Raw genomic sequence first — 16,919 nt, 5'->3', positions numbered from 1 at the left:
CTGTTGTGTCGATGGTTGCTAGGTCAGTCACCTTCAGCACTGACCGCTGCCAGGCACGTCAGGCGGTGGCCGTCGATCAACCAGCTGTCGTCGCCAGCCTCGTATTCGGCCTCCATCACCGCGTTGTAGCTGAACTGCCAGCGCTTGCGGTCGCGACCATCCTGAACCTCGATGGACAGCACCACGGCTTCGCTGGCGAACGACTGATCCGCTTCTGCCGCGGCCTCGGCCTGGTCGAGCAGCGCGTCGTCGAGCTGGAAGTCGAAGGCGTGCAGGTCGTCGATGACCAGCATGTCGGCGGTTTCCAGCCCGTCGAGCAGATAGGGTTGCTCACTCATTCGTCATACCCCAGGTTGGGCGCCAGCCAGCGTTCGCTGACGGCGAGGTCCTGCGCCTTGCGCTCGGTGTAGCGTTCGATCTGATCCTTGTCGACCTTGCCCACGGCGAAGTACTGCGCCTGCGGGTGGGCGAAATACCAGCCGCTGACCGCAGCCGCCGGGAACATGGCGTAGTGCTCGGTGAGGAACACGCCGCTCTGGCCGGCCTGGTTGTAGTCGGCCTCCGGGTCGAGCAGCTTGAACAGCGTGCCTTTCTCGGTGTGATCCGGGCAGGCCGGGTAGCCTGGGGCAGGGCGGATGCCCTTGTAGGCTTCCTTGATCAGTTCCTCGTTGCTCAGCTGCTCGTCCGGCTGATAGCCCCAGTACTGCTTGCGCACCTGCTCGTGCAGCCACTCCGCGCACGCCTCGGCGAGACGGTCGGCCAGGGCCTTGACCATGATCGCGTTGTAATCGTCGCCGTTGTCCTGATAAGCCTTGGCCACTTCCTCGGCGCCGATGCCGGCGGTGGTGATGAAGCCGCCCACGTAGTCGGTGACGCCGCTGTCCTTTGGCGCGACGAAGTCGGCCAGCGACAGGTTCGGCTTGCCATCGGGCTTGATGGTCTGCTGGCGCAGATGGTGCAGGGTGGCCAGCGGTTGGCCGTCATCGCCGTAGACTTCGATATCGTCGTCACGCACCTGGTTGGCCGGCCAGAAGCCGAGCACGGCGCGAGCCTTGATCAGCTTCTCGTCGATCAGCTTGCGCAGGATCACCTGGGCATCGTTGAACAGGCTGGTGGCCGCCTCGCCGACCACTTCGTCGGTGAGGATGCGCGGGTACTTGCCGGCCAGGTCCCAGGAGATGAAGAACGGCGTCCAGTCGATGTACTCGGCCAGCACATCGAGGTCGATGTCATCGAGCACCTTGGCGCCGGTAAAGCTCGGTTGCGGAGCGCTATAGCCGGCCCAGTCGAATTTCAGCTTGTTGGCGACGGCGTTGACGTAGCTCAGGCGCTCGGTGCGGGTCGCCCGGGCCGAGGTACGCTCGCGCACCACCACGTATTCGTCGCGGGTGCGCTGCACGAAATCGGGCTTGAGCTCCTTGGACAGCAGCTGGGTGGCCACGCCCACGGCGCGCGAAGCGTCGGTGACGTAGACCACGGCGTCGTTGCGGTACTGCGGGTCGATCTTCACCGCCGTGTGCGCCTTGGAGGTGGTCGCGCCGCCGATCATCAACGGCAGCTTGAAGCCCTGGCGCTGCATTTCCTTGGCGACGTGGACCATCTCGTCCAGCGACGGGGTGATCAGGCCGGACAGGCCGATGATGTCGCACTTCTCGGCGATGGCGGTCTGCAGGATCTTTTCCGCTGGCACCATCACGCCCAGGTCGACGATGTCATAGCCGTTACAGCCCAGCACCACGCCGACGATGTTCTTGCCGATGTCGTGCACGTCGCCTTTCACGGTGGCCATGAGGATCTTGCCCTTGGCTTCCGGCTTGTCGCCTTTCTCCGCCTCGATGAACGGAATCAGATGCGCAACCGCCTGCTTCATCACGCGAGCGGACTTGACCACCTGGGGCAGGAACATCTTGCCCGAGCCGAACAGGTCGCCAACGATGTTCATGCCGCTCATCAGCGGGCCTTCGATGACCTCGATGGGGCGCGCGCATTGCTGGCGGCATTCCTCGGTATCTTCGACGATGAAGGCGGTGATGCCCTTGACCAGCGCGTGCTCCAGGCGTTTGTCGACCGGCAGCGAGCGCCACTCTTCGTTTTCGACTTCCTTAGCGGCGCCGTCACCCTTGAACTTGTCGGCGATGGCGAGCAGGGCGTCGGTGCCGCCCGGCGTGCGGTTGAGCACTACATCCTCGACGCGATCACGCAGCTCTTTGGGAATCTCGTCGTAGATCTCCAGTTGGCCGGCGTTGACGATGCCCATGGTCAGGCCGTTCTGGATCGCGTAGTAGAGAAACACCGAGTGAATCGCTTCGCGCACCGGGTTGTTGCCGCGGAACGAGAAGGACACGTTGGACACGCCGCCCGAACTCAGCGCATACGGCAGCTGGTCACGGATGTAGGCGCAGGCCTCGATGAAGTCCACGGCGTAGTTGTTGTGTTCCTCGATGCCGGTGGCCACGGCGAAGATGTTCGGGTCGAAGATGATGTCTTCCGGCGGGAAGCCCACTTCGTTGACCAGGATGTCGTAGCTGCGCTGGCAGATTTCCTTCTTGCGCGCCGCGGTGTCGGCCTGGCCGACCTCGTCGAAGGCCATCACCACCACGGCGGCGCCATAGCGCTTGCACAGCTTGGCGTGGTGCTTGAACTGCTCGACACCTTCCTTCATGGAGATCGAGTTGACGATGCCCTTGCCCTGAATGCACTTCAGGCCTGCCTCGATCACTTCCCACTTGGAGGAGTCGATCATGATCGGCACGCGGGAGATGTCCGGCTCGCCGGCAATCAGGTTGAGGAACCTGACCATGGCCGCCTTGGAGTCGAGCATTCCTTCGTCCATGTTGATGTCGATCACCTGGGCGCCGGCTTCCACCTGCTGCAGGGCGACTTCCAGGGCCTCGGTGTAGTTTTCCTCGCGGATCAGCCGGGCGAACTTGGCCGAGCCGGTGATGTTGGTACGCTCGCCGACGTTGACGAACAGCGACTGGCGATCGATGGTGAATGGCTCCAGGCCCGACAGGCGACAGGCCTTGGGAATGTCCGGAATCGGGCGCGGCTGGTACTTGGCGACCGCTGCGGCGATGGCCTGGATGTGCCCCGGCGTGGTACCGCAGCAGCCGCCGATGATGTTGAGAAAGCCGCTGGCGGCGAATTCTTCGACTACCGCCGCCATTTCTGCCGGGGTTTCGTCGTACTCGCCGAAGGCGTTGGGCAGGCCGGCATTGGGGTGCGCGGACACATGGGTGCCGGCCTTGTTCGACAGCTCTTCCAGGTACGGGCGCAAGTCGGCGGCGCCAAGGGCGCAGTTCAGGCCCACGGAAATCGGCTTGGCATGGGCCACCGAGTTCCAGAACGCTTCGGTGGTCTGGCCCGACAGGGTGCGGCCGGAGGCGTCGGTGATGGTGCCGGAGATCATGATCGGAAGCGTAACGCCGTCCTCGTCGAACACCTGTTGCACGGCGAAGATCGCCGCCTTGGCGTTGAGGGTATCGAAGATGGTCTCGATCAGGATCAGGTCGGCGCCGCCCTCGATGAGGCCGCGGGTGGCTTCGGTGTAGTTCTCGACCAGCTCGTCGAAGGTTACGTTGCGGTAGCCGGGGTCGTTGACGTCCGGGGAGATCGAGCAGGTACGGCTGGTCGGGCCCAGGACGCCGGCGACGAAACGCGGACGGTCCGGGGTTTCCAGGGTCTTGGCGTCGGCCACTTCACGGGCCACGCGCGCGCCGGCGACGTTCAGCTCAAAGACGATCGACTCCATGTCGTAGTCAGCCTGGGACACCTGGGTGGCGTTGAAGGTGTTGGTTTCCAGGATGTCGGCGCCAGCGTCCAGATAGGCCTTTTCGATGGCGGCGATAATCTGCGGCTGGGTCAGCAGCAGCAGGTCGTTGTTGCCCTTCACGTCGCTCGGCCAGTCGGCGAAGCGTTCGCCGCGGTAGTCGGCTTCTTCGAGCTTGTAGCTCTGGATCATGGTGCCCATGCCGCCGTCGAGGATCAGGATGCGTTCCTTGAGGGCTTGCTGAAGTGCTTGGAGGCGGGCGCTGCGATCTGACAAGGGCATGGAAAAGGCTCTGAACGGGAGGCTACGACAAGGCGGCAAATGATAACAAACCCTGACGGTTTTTCTGCGCCGCACACTTGTGCATGAATTATGTTCATGTTGATGGCCACGTGAACGGCCATGCAGGCATAGCGATAGCACAGACGAAACGGCTAGAATGCGCGGCCAATTTCGTGGAATTTTGCGCCATGTACTGCCGGCTGTTGTTGACCTTCTGTCTCGTTCTGATCAGCCCGCTGACAGTGGCCCAAGAGATTTCCTACAGCCGCGACATCCAGCCGATCTTCACGCACAACTGCGTAGCGTGCCACGCCTGCTACGACGCACCATGCCAGCTCAATCTGGGCAGTGGCGAAGGCGTCGAGCGCGGCGCCAGCAAAGCAGCCGTTTACGACGGCACGCGTACCCATACTCAAGCGACCACGCGGCTGTTCATGGACGCCCATGGTGCGCCGGCCTGGCGCCGCAAGGATTTTCATTCGGTGCTGGAGCAGCAGGGCGGTCAGGCGGCGCTGATGGCGCGTATGCTCGAACTCGGCCATGCCACGCCGCTGCCGCCCAACAGCAAGCTGCCCAGGGACCTGGACATCAGCATCGAGCGCGCCAACCAGTGTGCGTTACCGAGTGAGTTCGCCGACTTCGCTGGCAAGAACCCCATGGCCGGCATGCCGTTCGCCGTCACCGGCCTTACCGAACAGGATTACCAGACCGTACAGCGTTGGCTGCAGCAAGGTGCGCCGGTGGACGAGCAAGCGCTGCAGGCCAGCCCGGCCGAAGCCCGCCAGGTCGCCGACTGGGAGCGTTTTCTCAATGCCGCGGGCAATGAGCAACGCCTGGTCAGCCGCTGGCTCTACGAGCACCTGTTTCTCGCCCATCTGTATTTCGATGGGGGCGAGGCCGGGCATTTCTTTCAGTTGGTGCGCTCGCGCACGCCCAGCGGGCAGCCGGTGGACATCATCGCCACCCGGCGCCCCAACGATGACCCCGGTACGGACTTCTATTACCGGCTGATGCCGATCCAGGGGGTGATCGTCCACAAGACCCACATCACCTATCCGCTCAGTGGCGCCAAGCTTGCGCACGTGCGCGCGCTGTTCTTCGGTACCGATTGGCAGGTAAGTCAGCTGCCAGGTTATGGCGTGCAGCATCGCTCCAATCCGTTTCTGGCGTTCGAGGCGATTCCGGCCCAGGCCCGTTACCAGTTCATGCTCGATAACGCCGAGTACTTCGTGCGCACCTTCATCCGTGGGCCGGTGTGCCGTGGGCAGATCGCCACCGACGTGATCCGCGACAACTTCTGGGTGTTCTTCCAGGACCCGCAGCACGACCTGTACGTCACCGACCCGGCTTATCGCGGCGCCGCCACGCCCTTGCTGGCGATGCCGGGCCAGCTCGACGAGATCGGCGACCTGCTGGGCCTGTGGCGCAGCTACCGTGACAAGCGCAATGAATACGAGGCGCTGCGTACCGAAGGCTACGCCGCGGCTCCGGCGCCGGAGTGGTCGCAGATCTGGCAGGGTAACGACAACGCGTTGCTGTCGATCTTCCGCCAGCACGACAGCGCCTCGGTGCGCAAAGGCCTGGTGGGCGAGATCCCGCAGACCCTCTGGTGGATGGACTATCCGCTGCTCGAGCGCACCTATTACCAACTGGTGGTCAATTTCGACGTGTTCGGCAACGTCTCGCACCAGGCGCAGACGCGCCTGTACTTCGACTTGATCCGCAATGGCGCCGAACAGAACTTCCTGCGCCTGATGCCGGCCGATTCGCGCAAGGCGATCTTTGGTGACTGGTACCAGTACAGCGGCAAGCTCAAGGCGTGGATGGACTATTACCCGGTGGATCGGAAAACCCCGAGCGGCCTGGCCCTGGGCAGCGATGATCCAAAGCGCCAGTTCGCCGAGCAACTGCTGCAGCGCTTCGTCGCACTCGACGCCCGGCCTGATCCGATCAATCGCTGTGGCGGCGAGCATTGCCATCGCGATGGCCTGCCTGCCGAGTTGCGTCAGGCCGAACAGGCGTTGAGCCGCCTGGCGTCGAAGCCAGCCGCGCAACTCAAGGTGATCGAGCAACTGCCGGAAACCACGCTGCTGCGGGTCGAGGGGGACGGTCGTCGCGAGGTGTACAGCCTGCTGCGCAACCGTGCCCACAGCAACGTCGCCTTCATGCTTGGCGAAGAGCTGCGCTACCAGCCGCATCTCGACACCCTGACCGTCTACCCCGAGGTAATGAGCAGCTACCCGAATTTCATGTTCTCGATGCCCGCCGCCCAGGTGCCGGACTTCGTGGCAGCCATGGAGCAGGCCGGCGATGCGGCCGCTTTCGAGAAGGTCGTCGAGCGCTGGGGCATTCGTCGCACTCACCCGCAGTTCTGGCAGTACTTCCATGACCTGACGGCGCATATCCGCGAGCACGAGCCGATAGAGGCCGGCGTACTGGACATGAACCGCTACCAGAACCTGTAGCCAGCAACCCGGCTCTCGCGAATCGCCGCGAGAGCCGCGGCGTAGCCGTACCCGAGCAACGCTTCGCTAATTCATCCGATCTTTCTGTCGCCACTGCGGTCGGACGCTGTGGCAGCCGATTATTGACGGCTGCCCGGTATCGGTTTCAACGAGCGGGAGAGTGGCGGTTTTATGCTGATTTCAGTGCAGGCACTCCGGGCATTGGCTGCCTGGGTAGTGGTCTTTCACCATGTCATGCAGGTGTTTTTCGATTTCAAGGCCGAGAGCTTCATGGGCCATCTTTTTTCCGACAAGGGCGCAGTGGGCGTCGATATTTTCTTCGTCATCAGCGGCCTGGTCATCTACCTGTCCACCCAGGGCAAGACCATCACCCCGTGGCGCTTCATGCTCAACCGCGCCCTGCGCATCGTGCCGGCCTACTGGCTGTACTCGCTGATCGCCGCACTGATCATCGCCTTCGCCAACCCGGTGATGCCCACCCAGGCCTTCGATCTGCAGCACCTGATGCTGTCGCTGCTGTTCATTCCTGCGGAAAACCCGGCGGGTTTCGGGCTCTACCCCACGCTCAACGTCGGCTGGACCCTGAATTACGAGATGTTCTTCTACCTGCTGTTCGCCCTGGCTTTCGTGGTTCCGCAGCGCCTGCGCCTACTGTTCGTGGCGGTGATGCTGATGATCTTCGGCCTCCTGGCGACCCAGCCCTGGCTGAGCAACTTCTATCGCAACAGCATCGTCTACGAGTTCCTGTTCGGCGTGCTGCTGGGTATGGTCTACAGCCGCGGCTGGATCCGTCAGGGGCTGTGGGTGCCGCTGCTGGTGATCTCCGGTTCGCTGCTGGCCATCTACCACTTCGACAACACCATGCGCCTGCTGCACTGGGGCGTGCCGAGCGCCCTGATCGTCGCGGCCTGCATCGCCATGGAGCCGTGGTTCAAGGATAACCGCCTGCTGGCACGCATGGGCGACTGCTCGTATTCGGTGTATCTGCTGCACGTGATCATCCTGTCCCTGGGCTGGTACCTGCAGGCCAGCCTGGATCTCGATCCCTATGTGGTCATCGTCGCCTGCATGCCGCTGATCGCCCTGGCGTCGTGGGGCAGTTACGAGCTGATCGAGAAGCGCTTTTTCGTCCAGGCCAAGGCATGGATCAACGAGCGATCGGGCAAAGACCAGCTTCAGGCCTTATCCTGAGTAAAATGGTAGGACTTTATTCGCGACGGCCATTTGGCGTACACTTCGCCCATGACCGTGAGGAGTTGCCATGAGCACCATTACCATTACCGATGCCGCCCATGATTACCTGGCCGACCTGCTGAGCAAGCAGAACACGCCGGGAATCGGTATCCGGGTCTTCATCACCCAGCCCGGTACCCAGTACGCGGAAACCTGCATCGCCTACTGCAAGCCGGGCGAGCAGAAGCCGGAAGACCAGGCCATTGGCCTGGCCAGCTTCACGGCCTGGATCGATGCCGTCAGCGAGCCGTTTCTCGAAGACGCCGTGGTCGACTACGCCACCGATCGCATGGGCGGCCAGCTGACCATCAAGGCGCCGAACGCCAAGGTGCCGATGGTCAACGAAGACAGCCCGCTCAATGAGCGCATCAACTATTACCTGCAGACCGAGATCAACCCGGGTCTGGCCAGCCACGGCGGTCAGGTCACACTGATCGACGTGGTCGACGAAGGCATTGCCGTGCTGCAGTTCGGCGGCGGTTGCCAGGGCTGTGGCCAGGCCGACCTGACCCTCAAGGAAGGCATCGAGAAAACCCTGCTCGAGCGCATTCCGGAACTCAAGGGTGTGCGTGACGTGACCGACCACAGCAATCGTGAAAACGCGTACTACTGATCGCGTCCAGTGGGATGACAAGGCGACTTCGGTCGCCTTGTGCGTTTTGGCATGCTTCACTTCACGAAAGCGTTAGAAAACACCCGAAAGCGTGCTGGCGTTCTGCTATAAGTGTCGGTAACGCACCAGGGATGGCGTTGCTGTCGTACACTCGCTGCAGCCTAAGCCGGATCAGGCCCACTTCTTGAGGCGTATCGATGCCCACCGCATCTCTTCTCGTCTGCGATGACTCCAACATGGCCCGCAAGCAACTGCTGCGCGCCTTGCCAGCGGACTGGCCGGTAACCGTCAGCCAGGCCGCCAACGGTGAAGAAGCGCTGCAGCAACTGCGCGCGGCTCACTTCGATCTCTTGTTGCTCGACCTCACCATGCCGGTGCTCGATGGCTACGGCGTGCTCGCGGCGCTGAAGGCCGAAGGGCGTGCGCAGAAGGTTATCGTGGTGTCCGGCGACGTGCAGGAAGAAGCGATCCGCCGGGTCAAGGAACTCGGCGCCCTGGCATTCCTGAAAAAGCCTGCCGACCCCGAGCTGTTGCGCCAGACCCTGGATCAGCTTGGCTTTCTGCACGTGGCGGCGGCGCCCGTCGCGGCGCTGCCCGAGCCCAAGGTGTCGTTTCGCGATGCCTTCCGCGAGGTGGTCAACATCGCCATGGGCCGTGCGGCTGCGCTGCTGGCCCGGGTGCTCGGGGTGTTCGTGCAACTGCCGATCCCTAACGTCAATATCCTCGAGGTCAGCGAGCTGCACATGGCGCTGGCCGATGCCCAGCGTGGCAATGGTTTGACTGCGGTGTGCCAGGGCTATATCGGCGAGGGCATCGCCGGTGAGGCGCTGCTGATCTTCCATGATTCGGAAGTGGCCGACATGGCCAAGCTGATGCAGTGGCAGGAGCACAACCATTCGTCCATGGAGATGCTCCTGGACATGTCCAGCATCCTCATTGGCGCGTGCCTGAGCGGCATCGCCGAGCAGCTCGACGTGAGCTTCTCCCAGGGCCACCCGCAGATACTCGGCGAGCATGCCTCCATCGACGAGCTGATCCGCATCAACAGCCAGCGCTGGCGCAAGACCCTGGCCGTCGAGGTGAGCTACAGCATCGAAGGCCACGACATCCACTTCGACCTGTTGCTGCTGTTCACCGAGGATTCGGTGTCGCTGCTGACCAACAAACTCGCCTATCTGATGGAATAAGCCGCATGGCCGAGAGCATGGATTTAAACGATTTCCATTGGCTGCTGGCCATCGTGCAGAGCATCGATGTCGGCGTGGTGGTGCTCGACCGTCAGTACCGCGTGGAAGTATGGAACAGCTTCATGGAGAACCATTCCGGGCGTACCGCCCGGGATGCGGCCGAGCGCTCGTTCTTCGAGCTGTTTCCCGAGGTCGACGAGGTGTGGTTTCGCAACAAGGTGGAAAACGTCGTAACCCTGGGTACGCCGGCCTTCACCATCTGGGAGCAACGGCCGTACCTGGTGCGTTTCAAGAATTACCAGCCGATCACCGGGCTGGAAGATTTCATGTACCAGAACACCACCATCCTGCCGCTGATGGCCACCAACAGCAAGATCGAGCACCTGTGCGTGATCGTTTATGACGTGACCAGCGTGGCGGTGAACAAGCGTCAGTTGCAGGCCATGAGCGATCAGTTCAAGCACCTTTCGCGTACCGACCGGCTGACCGGGCTGAACAACCGCGGCCACTGGGAGGAGGAGCTCAAGCGCGAACACGCCCGTCATCGCCGTTACGGCAGCAGCGCAGCGCTGGTGATCTTCGATATCGATCATTTCAAGAAGGTCAACGACACCTACGGCCACCAGGCCGGCGACACGGTGATCCAGAGTGTCGCCAAGGTGCTGCGCGAGCAGTTGCGTGATACCGACATCGCCGGGCGCTATGGCGGCGAGGAGTTCGTGGTGCTGCTGCCGGATGTCGATGCGGCGGGCGGGCGGGTCTTCGCCGAACGTTTGCGCCTGATCGTCGAGCGCTTGCAGGTTAGCCACGAGGGACAGGTGATTCCCTTCACCATCAGCCTCGGCGTGGCCGACCTGAGCGAGCCCAGCCACGATCACCAGCAGGTCATCCAGTGGGCCGACCAGGCGCTCTACAGCTCCAAGCGCAACGGTCGCAACCAGGTCACGGTGTTCGGCGTCTAGCCGGCCGCCGCTGCCCTGGTTGCAGGGCGTGCCAACAGTGCGATCAGGGCGATCGCCAGCAGCGGCAGCATGGCCAGGTTGATCTGCGCCCAGCCCAGCCCGGTGATCAGTGCACCGGACGCGAAGGCCGCACAGGCGGCAACGCCGCTATTGGTCAACTCCATGAGCCCTTGGGCCTTGCCTCGTTCGTCGGGCTGGTGGGCCGAGGCCAGCAGCGTGGTACCGGCAATCAGCATCAGGTTCCAGCCGATGCCCAGCAGCAGCGAGGAAACCAGGAAGAAAGCCTGGCTTTGCCCGCTCAATCCGATCAGCGCACTGCCGCCGAGCGTTGCGATACCCAGCAGGGCCACCGGCCGGCTGCCCAGGCGATCCACCAGTGGGCCAGCGATCAGCGCAGGCAGGAACATGCCCAGCACGTGCCACTGGATCACCCCGGCAGCGCTTTCCAGCGGCAAGCCGCAGAAGCTCATGGCCAGCGGTGTCGCGTTCATCACCAGAATCATCAGGCCGTTGCCGATGGCCGTTACCACCAGTGCAGCGCGGATTGCCGGACGCGCCAGCAGGCTGCGCATGTCGCCTCGCGGCGCGACGGTGATGGTTCCCACGCGCAGGGTGCTGAGCAACGCCAGGCCAAGCAGCGCCAGGCCGGCCAACAGCACGTAGGCACCTACGAAGGGCGTGCTCAGTGCGTTACGCGCCCACAGCGTCAGGCTCGGCGCAATCAGGGCGGCGCAGATGCCGCCGGCGATCACCCAGGCAGCCGCGCGCCCCTTGTAGGCATCGTCCACCGTTTCCAGCGCCGCGAAACGGTAATACGCGGCTGAGGCCTGATAGACGCCGGTGGCGAGCGCGCCGAGGCAGAACAGGATGAAGTCGCCGAGCCAGACACCCAGGGCGCTGGTCAGGCCGCCGAGTATGCCGGCTGCGGCGCCCAGGGTCAGGCCGGGCCTGCGGCCATGGCGCTGCATGAACAGCGACAGCGGGTGAGTCGCCAGCAGGTTGCCGAGCACCAGCAGCGCCAGGGGCAGGGTGGCCAGCGCGTTGTAGGGCGATAGTTGCAAGCCGATCAGCGCGGTGAGCGTGATGCCGATCAGCGAGCAGCTCCAGTACAGCGCCTGGGCGAGAAACAGGGTCAGCAGGGCCCGGTTACGAATAAGCAGCATCGCATCCTCCCGCCTTGAGCACGCGCAAGGTCGAGGGCGGGTTGGCCGGCAGCTTGGCGGCAGGGCGAATCGGCCGACGCACCAGCTCTCCCGAGCAGTTAGGGCAGTGCCCTTTGAGATGCGTGTCGGCGCACTGGCTACAGTAGGTGCATTCGAACGAGCAGATGCGCGCGTCGAGAGAGTCCGGCGGCAGGTCGCGGTCGCAGCATTCGCAGTTGGGGCGTAGCTCAAGCATGGTCGATCTCCTGGCCGAAACGTTCGGCGTATTGCTGGGGGCTGATGGACAGGTGTTTGTGAAAGGCCCGACGCAGGTTCTCCGGGTGGCCGAAGCCGGTCAGGCGGGCGACGGTACTAATCGACGCCTGGGCGTCCTGCAGCAGGCTACGGGCAGCCTCCAGGCGAACACGCTCCACATAGCCGGCCGGCCCAGTGCCGAGTTCCCTGGCGAATACCCGCGACAGGGTGCGTGGCGTCATCCGCGCCTTGTCGGCCAGGGCGTCGAGCGACAGGTCGCCGCCCAGGTTGGTTGGAATCCACTCGAGCAATTCGGCCAGACGCGGGGTGCGGCTCGGCTCCGGGGCGAGCAGGGCGCTGAACTGCGCCTGGCCGCCCGGGCGGCGTAGGAACATCACCAGGCGTCGCGCCACCGCCAGTGCGGTGCTGCGGCCCAGGTCGGCCTCGACCAGGGCCAATGCCAGGTCGATACCGGCGGTAACGCCAGCGGAGGTGAACAGATGCTCGCTGCCATCGCCTGCACTGGGGGCATAGGTGTGCAGGCAGTCGCTGTCGACCAGCAGCTTGCCGTCCTGGCGCAGCGCGTCGATATCGGCCCAGTGGGTGGTCACACGCCTGCCGTCGAGCAGCCCGGTGCGCGCGAGGATCAGCGCGCCGGAGCACACCGAGCCCAGGCGCCGGATATGGGGTTCGGAATCCCGCAGCCAGCCCAGCAGCGGCTGGTTCTCGCATTGTCGGGTTTCACCAGCGCCGCCGGGAATCAGCAGGGTATCCAGGCTGGCGGGGTCCACGTTGCGCCATGCGGCATCGGCTATCACGCCCATGCCGGCGGAGCTGTTCACCGGTCCTGGCTGGTCGGCAAGCATCAATAGCCGGTAGGCATCGCCCAGACCCTGGCGATTACGCTCGACGTTGGCGGAAGCGAACACCTGCAGTGGGCCGACCACGTCCAGGCTCATGAAGCCCGGGTAGATCAGTGCGGCGATGCATTTGCGGTCGTCCATGGTGGCCCCTCTGAATGGAGAAGGCCAGTGTGGGCAGAAAAAGTTGTGGCGGCAATGACATCAATCCCACGGATCTTGCCACTTTCAGGCGACCGGCAACTTCTCCAGAAAGCGCATCAGCAGGCTTTCTTCGCTGCGCAGCCCCTTGCGCGCCGCGGCCAGGCGTAGGTCAGCCAGTTCACCGGCATGGAAGGCTTCGATCAGCGCCGGGTGGATGTAGCACTTGCGACACACCGCGGGCGTGTTGCGCAGCTCTTCGGCGACCTGCTTGACCATGCCGACCACGTGCTTCTTGGCCGAGCTTTCCGGCTGCCATTCCAGTTCGCGCAATAGCGTCAGCGCCAGGGCGCTGCCGGCCCAGGTGCGGTAATCCTTGGCGGTGAAATCGGCGCCTGTTAGCTCACGCAGGTAGTTGTTGACGTCCGTCGAGGTCACCGTGTGGCGCTCGCCGTCTGCATCCAGGTACTGGAAAAGGTGCTGGCCCGGCAGCTCCAGGCAGCGGCGGATGATGCGAGCCAGGCGCCGGTCGCTGACCTCCACTTCATGCTCGATGCCACTCTTGCCACGGAAATGGAAGCGGATGGCGCTGCCTTGTACCTCGACATGCCGGTTGCGCAGGGTAGTCAGCCCGTAGGAGCGGTTTTCCTTGGCGTAGCGCACGTTGCCGATACGGATCAGTGTGTTGTCGAGCAGCGTGATCACGGTGGCCATGACCTTTTCGCGGCCATGTTCAGGCAGCAACAGGTGCTGTTCGATGGTATGGCGCAACTTGGGCAGCGCCTTGCCGAACAGCAGCAGGTTGGCGTACTTGTCGGTGTCGCGTACTTCGCGCCAGCGCGGATGATAGCGGTACTGCTTACGGCCTCGGGCATCGCGGCCGGTCGCCTGCAGGTGGCCCTTCGGGTCGGGGCAGATCCACACGTCCACGTAGGCCGGAGGTATCGCCAGGGCATCGATGCGGGCGATTTCCTGGGCGTCGCGAATGCGCTCGCCGTTCGGTTCGAAATAGCAGAATTTGCCGCGCAGCTTGCGGCGAGTGATGCCGGGCGCGCGATCGTCGACGTAGTGCAGGTCGTTGGGCAGCTCGGGCGTTATCGACAGGCTGGTCATCGCGGTGCGCTCCCGATCACGCAGCGAGCGGGCTGTAGAAAACCGCCGCCGGGTATGGCAATGCGATACGAGAGGGGCGGCAGAAGTAAAAAGAGGTTTTGCATGCCGGTCAGCTCATGACAACAGTTAAAGACTTAGCCCGTTGAATACGAGGGGAAGTTCAGACTTTAACGGATGCGCCGGCGTGAACGGATAAAGGCGGGGAGGGGATTATAACGTTGAGACAAGTTGCCGCACCCGAGAGTGCGGCAACTGGCAAAACAACTGCCGAGGAATTACTCCGGCATGCTCCAGGGAGCGAGATCGAAGCCCTTGCTGCTGAGCTCGTCACGGGATTTTTTCAGAGCCTTGGCCAGCTCCTGAGGGTCGCTGTAGATGCTGCTGGTCAGTTGCGCGCGATCGATCAACGGCGTGTTGGTGCGGTCGACGATGGTCAGGTTCAGTAAGCCTGTACCGTCCTGCGGCGCCCAGGCCACGCAGTGGAAAGGTTGAAAGGCGCGGTCGGCAATCAGCAGTGCATCATTGAAACGCAGCGAAGCGTTCATGGGGTCGGTTCTCCGAGGGTTTCCCAATGATTCATAGTGTCAGCGAGCTTGTTCAACGCTGACGTTCCTAGCTGTTGATGTTTCGATGAGGCCTGCAAGTCACATCCAAATTAATTAATTTTCAAAAAAACTGAAAATCATCTTGTGAAGTTGACGGGCATCAAAGTTTTCAAGGGTGGCGGCACGCCATCGGGCCGTGCACTTAATGTTTAACCACCGAAAATGGCATCAACACCCAATAGGAAAATGGCCCTGCTGATCAGTTCCGTTAAGTTCAGATTTTTTATTAATAGGGACAGGCGTTTAACTTGCTTAAAACAATCTGTGGCGGTTTTCTGACTGCCATCTTGGAAGCCCGGCGATGGCCTGCAAAGCGTTAGAACCTGTTCAAAGCCTGCTGCGCGTCGGCACTGCGGCGTTAAAAACAGGCTCGGACTGCTCATTTACAGCTCGTAAACTCCGCGTCCTCGCCTGTTTTCGCCTTGCATTGCTCTAGCTCGCGAGGCTTTTGAACAGGTTCTTACAGCGCAACCAGCCGATCGGCCAAGCGCCCCGTCTCGGTCAGTTCGAGAAATTCGTCGCCCATGCGCCGGCTTTCGTCCATGGCCTGGCGCCAATAACGCTCGCGCCCGGCGTCGTCGCTCAGAAAGCGGGTGAAATCCTTGCGGTCCGGCAGTTTGCCGTAGGGCAAGCGTGCCAGGTAATCGCGCGAAGGCGCCAGCAGCAGGACATCCTGCAGGCGCATGGCGTCGCCACGGCGCCAGGGCATGCCCTTGTCGAACCAGCCGGGAATGATGCGATCGGTGAAGTGCGGGTACAGCACCACGTCATCGCCGCTGTAGGGCAGGTCGAGGTGGTAGTCCAGCAGGCCGCCGTCGCGGTAGGTGCCGGGTCCGGCGCCGGGAATATCGCGCACGCCCTGCATCACGAAAGGAATCGAGCCGGAGGCCAGCAAGGCATGGCGCAGGTTGCCGATATCCAGCGGCAGGCAACGCGAGGGGAAATCGGTCAGCGGATGCAGGGGCGGCGCCAGGCGCGCGTCGTGCAGGATCACCCGCTCGAAGTGGCGGGCCAAGCGCGGGCGGCCGAGCAGGTTGCTGCCGATCACCGACGACAGCCCGAGCCCCAGGGAGCGGCGATCATCCTCGGCAAGGCGGCCGTGGCTCTTCACCACCACGATGTTGAGTCGGTAATGGGGATTGTCGAGCACGGCGCCATCCTGCTGTTGCAACAGCTCGTCGAGCATGCGCACGCAGCGTTCGCTTACCTCGGCGATGCTCACGCCCTTGGCGAAGCGCATGCCGGTGTACAGCTCGCCCAGGCGCTGCAACGCCGCGGCGGGGTCGGGCAGGCAGGCGCTGGCGAAGCGCCAGGAACCGATGGACGCGCCAATCAGCGAGCGCTCACGGGGCGCTCGGGCCAGCCAGTCGCCGAACAGAGCGATATCCAGGCCCTGAATACCCAGCGCCTTGGGCCCGCCGGCTGCGCCAGGCAGGGTGCCGACATCGGCGGGCTGCAGGCCGCGCTCGCGAATGCGCGTCAAGGCGCGTTGGCCGGCTTTCAACGTAAGGGCAGGGAATTTGATCTGGATGGCGCTCATGCCGACCTCCGCTAGAGAGGCACCAGTATAAGGGCCTGGCTCACGCGGGTCTGTGGGGCAATTCAGGTTGAATTAAGTCGCTCCCCTTAACCTGATCATCGTCGAAACACGATTACTCAGGAGATCACCATGAAGAAATTGACCGCTTTGTTCGCCGTTGCTGCTCTCGCTGCCACCGCTGGTATGGCCCAGGCCCGTGACCTGGGGCCGGACGAGGCGCTGAAACTGCGTGATGCCGGCACCATCCAGTCATTCGAAAAACTCAACGAGGCTGCCCTTGCTGCCCATCCCGGCGGTAAACTGGGCGATACCGAACTCGAGGAAGAATACGGCCGCTACCTCTATCAGGTAGAAATCCGCGACGCCCAGAACCAGAAATGGGATGTCGAGCTGGATGCCACCAACGGCACCATCCTCAAGAACCACCAGGATGATTGATGAAAGGCAACCCCGTTCTACGTTGCATCTGCATCGTTTCGCTGGCCGCGCTGACCTGCGCGGCCAGTGCTCGTGATCTGGATCAGGATGAAGCGCGGGATCTGCGCCTGAGTGGCGTGATCCTGCCGCTTGATCAGCTGATGCGCGCCGCGCTGGAGCGTTACCCGGGCGCGACCCTGCTCGAAGCCGAGCTGGAAGAAGAAGACGATGTCTTCGTCTATGAAGTGGAACTGCTGACCCGCGAGGGCGTGGTTCGTGAACTGGAGCTCGATGCCCACGATGGCAAGATCCTGAAGGATGAGGTAGACGACTGA

Annotated in this window: 16 protein-coding genes; 7 read left to right on the top strand and 9 right to left on the bottom strand. The window is 63.0% G+C overall.

What is annotated here, in order from left to right; translation table 11 throughout:
- Window positions 1-23: 23 nt before the first annotated feature.
- Both BVH01_RS10895 and metH read right to left on the bottom strand, forming a co-directional pair.
- Window positions 24-338: a DUF5629 family protein gene (locus BVH01_RS10895; protein WP_075930333.1), complete on the bottom strand. Its 315-nt coding sequence runs from the start codon at window positions 336-338 to the stop codon at window positions 24-26.
- Complete coding sequence (metH, locus tag BVH01_RS10890; protein ID WP_168177277.1) at window positions 335-4,051, bottom strand: methionine synthase; 3,717 nt, start codon at window positions 4,049-4,051, stop codon at window positions 335-337. The genes BVH01_RS10895 and metH overlap by 4 nt, the downstream gene beginning before the upstream one ends.
- Window positions 4,052-4,239: 188 nt before the next feature.
- On the opposite strand from metH, the gene BVH01_RS10885 reads away from it, so the two are divergent.
- The 5 genes from BVH01_RS10885 to BVH01_RS10865 all read left to right on the top strand — a co-directional run bounded on the left by BVH01_RS10885 (window position 4,240) and on the right by BVH01_RS10865 (window position 10,511).
- Window positions 4,240-6,516 (top strand): fatty acid cis/trans isomerase, encoded by a 2,277-nt coding sequence (locus tag BVH01_RS10885; RefSeq protein WP_075930332.1) that lies wholly within the window; start codon window positions 4,240-4,242, stop codon window positions 6,514-6,516.
- Between the two features lie 171 nt (window positions 6,517-6,687).
- On the top strand, window positions 6,688-7,707 hold the full coding sequence (locus BVH01_RS10880; RefSeq protein ID WP_075930331.1) for an acyltransferase: 1,020 nt from the start codon (window positions 6,688-6,690) through the stop codon (window positions 7,705-7,707).
- A gap of 70 nt (window positions 7,708-7,777) precedes the next feature.
- On the top strand, window positions 7,778-8,362 hold the full coding sequence (gene nfuA / locus BVH01_RS10875) for a Fe-S biogenesis protein NfuA (RefSeq protein ID WP_075930330.1): 585 nt from the start codon (window positions 7,778-7,780) through the stop codon (window positions 8,360-8,362).
- Window positions 8,363-8,559: 197 nt separating this feature from the next.
- Window positions 8,560-9,549 (top strand): response regulator, encoded by a 990-nt coding sequence (locus BVH01_RS10870; RefSeq protein ID WP_075930329.1) that lies wholly within the window; start codon window positions 8,560-8,562, stop codon window positions 9,547-9,549.
- Between the two features lie 5 nt (window positions 9,550-9,554).
- Window positions 9,555-10,511 (top strand): diguanylate cyclase, encoded by a 957-nt coding sequence (locus BVH01_RS10865; RefSeq protein ID WP_075930328.1) that lies wholly within the window; start codon window positions 9,555-9,557, stop codon window positions 10,509-10,511.
- Here BVH01_RS10865 and BVH01_RS10860 read toward each other — a convergent pair.
- From BVH01_RS10860 to BVH01_RS10835, 7 genes are all read right to left on the bottom strand, one after another.
- On the bottom strand, window positions 10,508-11,671 hold the full coding sequence (locus tag BVH01_RS10860; RefSeq protein ID WP_256562769.1) for an MFS transporter: 1,164 nt from the start codon (window positions 11,669-11,671) through the stop codon (window positions 10,508-10,510). The two genes, BVH01_RS10865 and BVH01_RS10860, sit on opposite strands and share 4 nt — an antisense overlap.
- Window positions 11,658-11,909, bottom strand: a complete 252-nt coding sequence (locus BVH01_RS10855) for a DUF1272 domain-containing protein (protein ID WP_075930326.1) — start codon at window positions 11,907-11,909, stop codon at window positions 11,658-11,660. The genes BVH01_RS10860 and BVH01_RS10855 overlap by 14 nt, the downstream gene beginning before the upstream one ends.
- Window positions 11,902-12,912: a GlxA family transcriptional regulator gene (locus BVH01_RS10850; protein WP_075930325.1), complete on the bottom strand. Its 1,011-nt coding sequence runs from the start codon at window positions 12,910-12,912 to the stop codon at window positions 11,902-11,904. Before BVH01_RS10850 ends, BVH01_RS10855 begins: the two co-directional genes overlap by 8 nt.
- 84 nt (window positions 12,913-12,996) lie before the next feature.
- Window positions 12,997-14,022 carry a DNA topoisomerase IB gene (locus BVH01_RS10845; RefSeq protein ID WP_075930324.1) on the bottom strand — a complete coding sequence of 342 codons (1,026 nt, stop codon included), beginning with the start codon at window positions 14,020-14,022 and terminating at the stop codon, window positions 12,997-12,999.
- Between the two features lie 275 nt (window positions 14,023-14,297).
- A complete protein-coding gene (locus tag BVH01_RS10840; protein ID WP_075930323.1) occupies window positions 14,298-14,567 on the bottom strand; it encodes a hypothetical protein in 270 nt (89 codons plus the stop codon).
- Between the two features lie 209 nt (window positions 14,568-14,776).
- Window positions 14,777-15,010: a hypothetical protein gene (locus BVH01_RS24370; RefSeq protein ID WP_139317817.1), complete on the bottom strand. Its 234-nt coding sequence runs from the start codon at window positions 15,008-15,010 to the stop codon at window positions 14,777-14,779.
- Between the two features lie 77 nt (window positions 15,011-15,087).
- Window positions 15,088-16,167, bottom strand: coding sequence for a hypothetical protein (locus BVH01_RS10835; RefSeq protein WP_075930322.1), 1,080 nt, complete (start codon window positions 16,165-16,167; stop codon window positions 15,088-15,090).
- A gap of 129 nt (window positions 16,168-16,296) precedes the next feature.
- Here BVH01_RS10835 and BVH01_RS10830 point away from each other — a divergent pair, with 129 nt between their 5' ends.
- Window positions 16,297-16,605, top strand: a complete 309-nt coding sequence (locus BVH01_RS10830; RefSeq protein ID WP_075930321.1) for a PepSY domain-containing protein — start codon at window positions 16,297-16,299, stop codon at window positions 16,603-16,605.
- Window positions 16,605-16,919 (top strand): PepSY domain-containing protein, encoded by a 315-nt coding sequence (locus BVH01_RS10825; protein WP_075930320.1) that lies wholly within the window; start codon window positions 16,605-16,607, stop codon window positions 16,917-16,919. The genes BVH01_RS10830 and BVH01_RS10825 overlap by 1 nt, the downstream gene beginning before the upstream one ends.

The sequence above is a fragment of the Pseudomonas sp. PA1(2017) genome (genome assembly GCF_001945375.1).
Classification (GTDB): domain Bacteria; phylum Pseudomonadota; class Gammaproteobacteria; order Pseudomonadales; family Pseudomonadaceae; genus Aquipseudomonas.
This window is presented reverse-complemented; position numbering and strand designations above follow the sequence as displayed.

Excerpts from the sequence above, each read along its gene's own strand:
- BVH01_RS10840 (WP_075930323.1), bottom strand. The coding sequence starts at position 14,567 with ATGAACGCTTCGCTGCGTTTCAATGATGCACTGCTGATTGCCGACCGC.
- BVH01_RS10885 (WP_075930332.1), top strand. The coding sequence starts at position 4,240 with ATGTACTGCCGGCTGTTGTTGACCTTCTGTCTCGTTCTGATCAGCCCG.
- BVH01_RS10825 (WP_075930320.1), top strand. The coding sequence starts at position 16,605 with ATGAAAGGCAACCCCGTTCTACGTTGCATCTGCATCGTTTCGCTGGCC.
- BVH01_RS10835 (WP_075930322.1), bottom strand. The coding sequence starts at position 16,167 with ATGAGCGCCATCCAGATCAAATTCCCTGCCCTTACGTTGAAAGCCGGC.
- metH (WP_168177277.1), bottom strand. The coding sequence starts at position 4,051 with ATGCCCTTGTCAGATCGCAGCGCCCGCCTCCAAGCACTTCAGCAAGCC.
- BVH01_RS10850 (WP_075930325.1), bottom strand. The coding sequence starts at position 12,912 with ATGGACGACCGCAAATGCATCGCCGCACTGATCTACCCGGGCTTCATG.
- nfuA (WP_075930330.1), top strand. The coding sequence starts at position 7,778 with ATGAGCACCATTACCATTACCGATGCCGCCCATGATTACCTGGCCGAC.
- BVH01_RS10855 (WP_075930326.1), bottom strand. The coding sequence starts at position 11,909 with ATGCTTGAGCTACGCCCCAACTGCGAATGCTGCGACCGCGACCTGCCG.
- BVH01_RS24370 (WP_139317817.1), bottom strand. The coding sequence starts at position 15,010 with ATGAGCAGTCCGAGCCTGTTTTTAACGCCGCAGTGCCGACGCGCAGCA.
- BVH01_RS10880 (WP_075930331.1), top strand. The coding sequence starts at position 6,688 with ATGCTGATTTCAGTGCAGGCACTCCGGGCATTGGCTGCCTGGGTAGTG.
- BVH01_RS10830 (WP_075930321.1), top strand. The coding sequence starts at position 16,297 with ATGAAGAAATTGACCGCTTTGTTCGCCGTTGCTGCTCTCGCTGCCACC.
- BVH01_RS10870 (WP_075930329.1), top strand. The coding sequence starts at position 8,560 with ATGCCCACCGCATCTCTTCTCGTCTGCGATGACTCCAACATGGCCCGC.
- BVH01_RS10865 (WP_075930328.1), top strand. The coding sequence starts at position 9,555 with ATGGCCGAGAGCATGGATTTAAACGATTTCCATTGGCTGCTGGCCATC.
- BVH01_RS10845 (WP_075930324.1), bottom strand. The coding sequence starts at position 14,022 with ATGACCAGCCTGTCGATAACGCCCGAGCTGCCCAACGACCTGCACTAC.
- BVH01_RS10895 (WP_075930333.1), bottom strand. The coding sequence starts at position 338 with ATGAGTGAGCAACCCTATCTGCTCGACGGGCTGGAAACCGCCGACATG.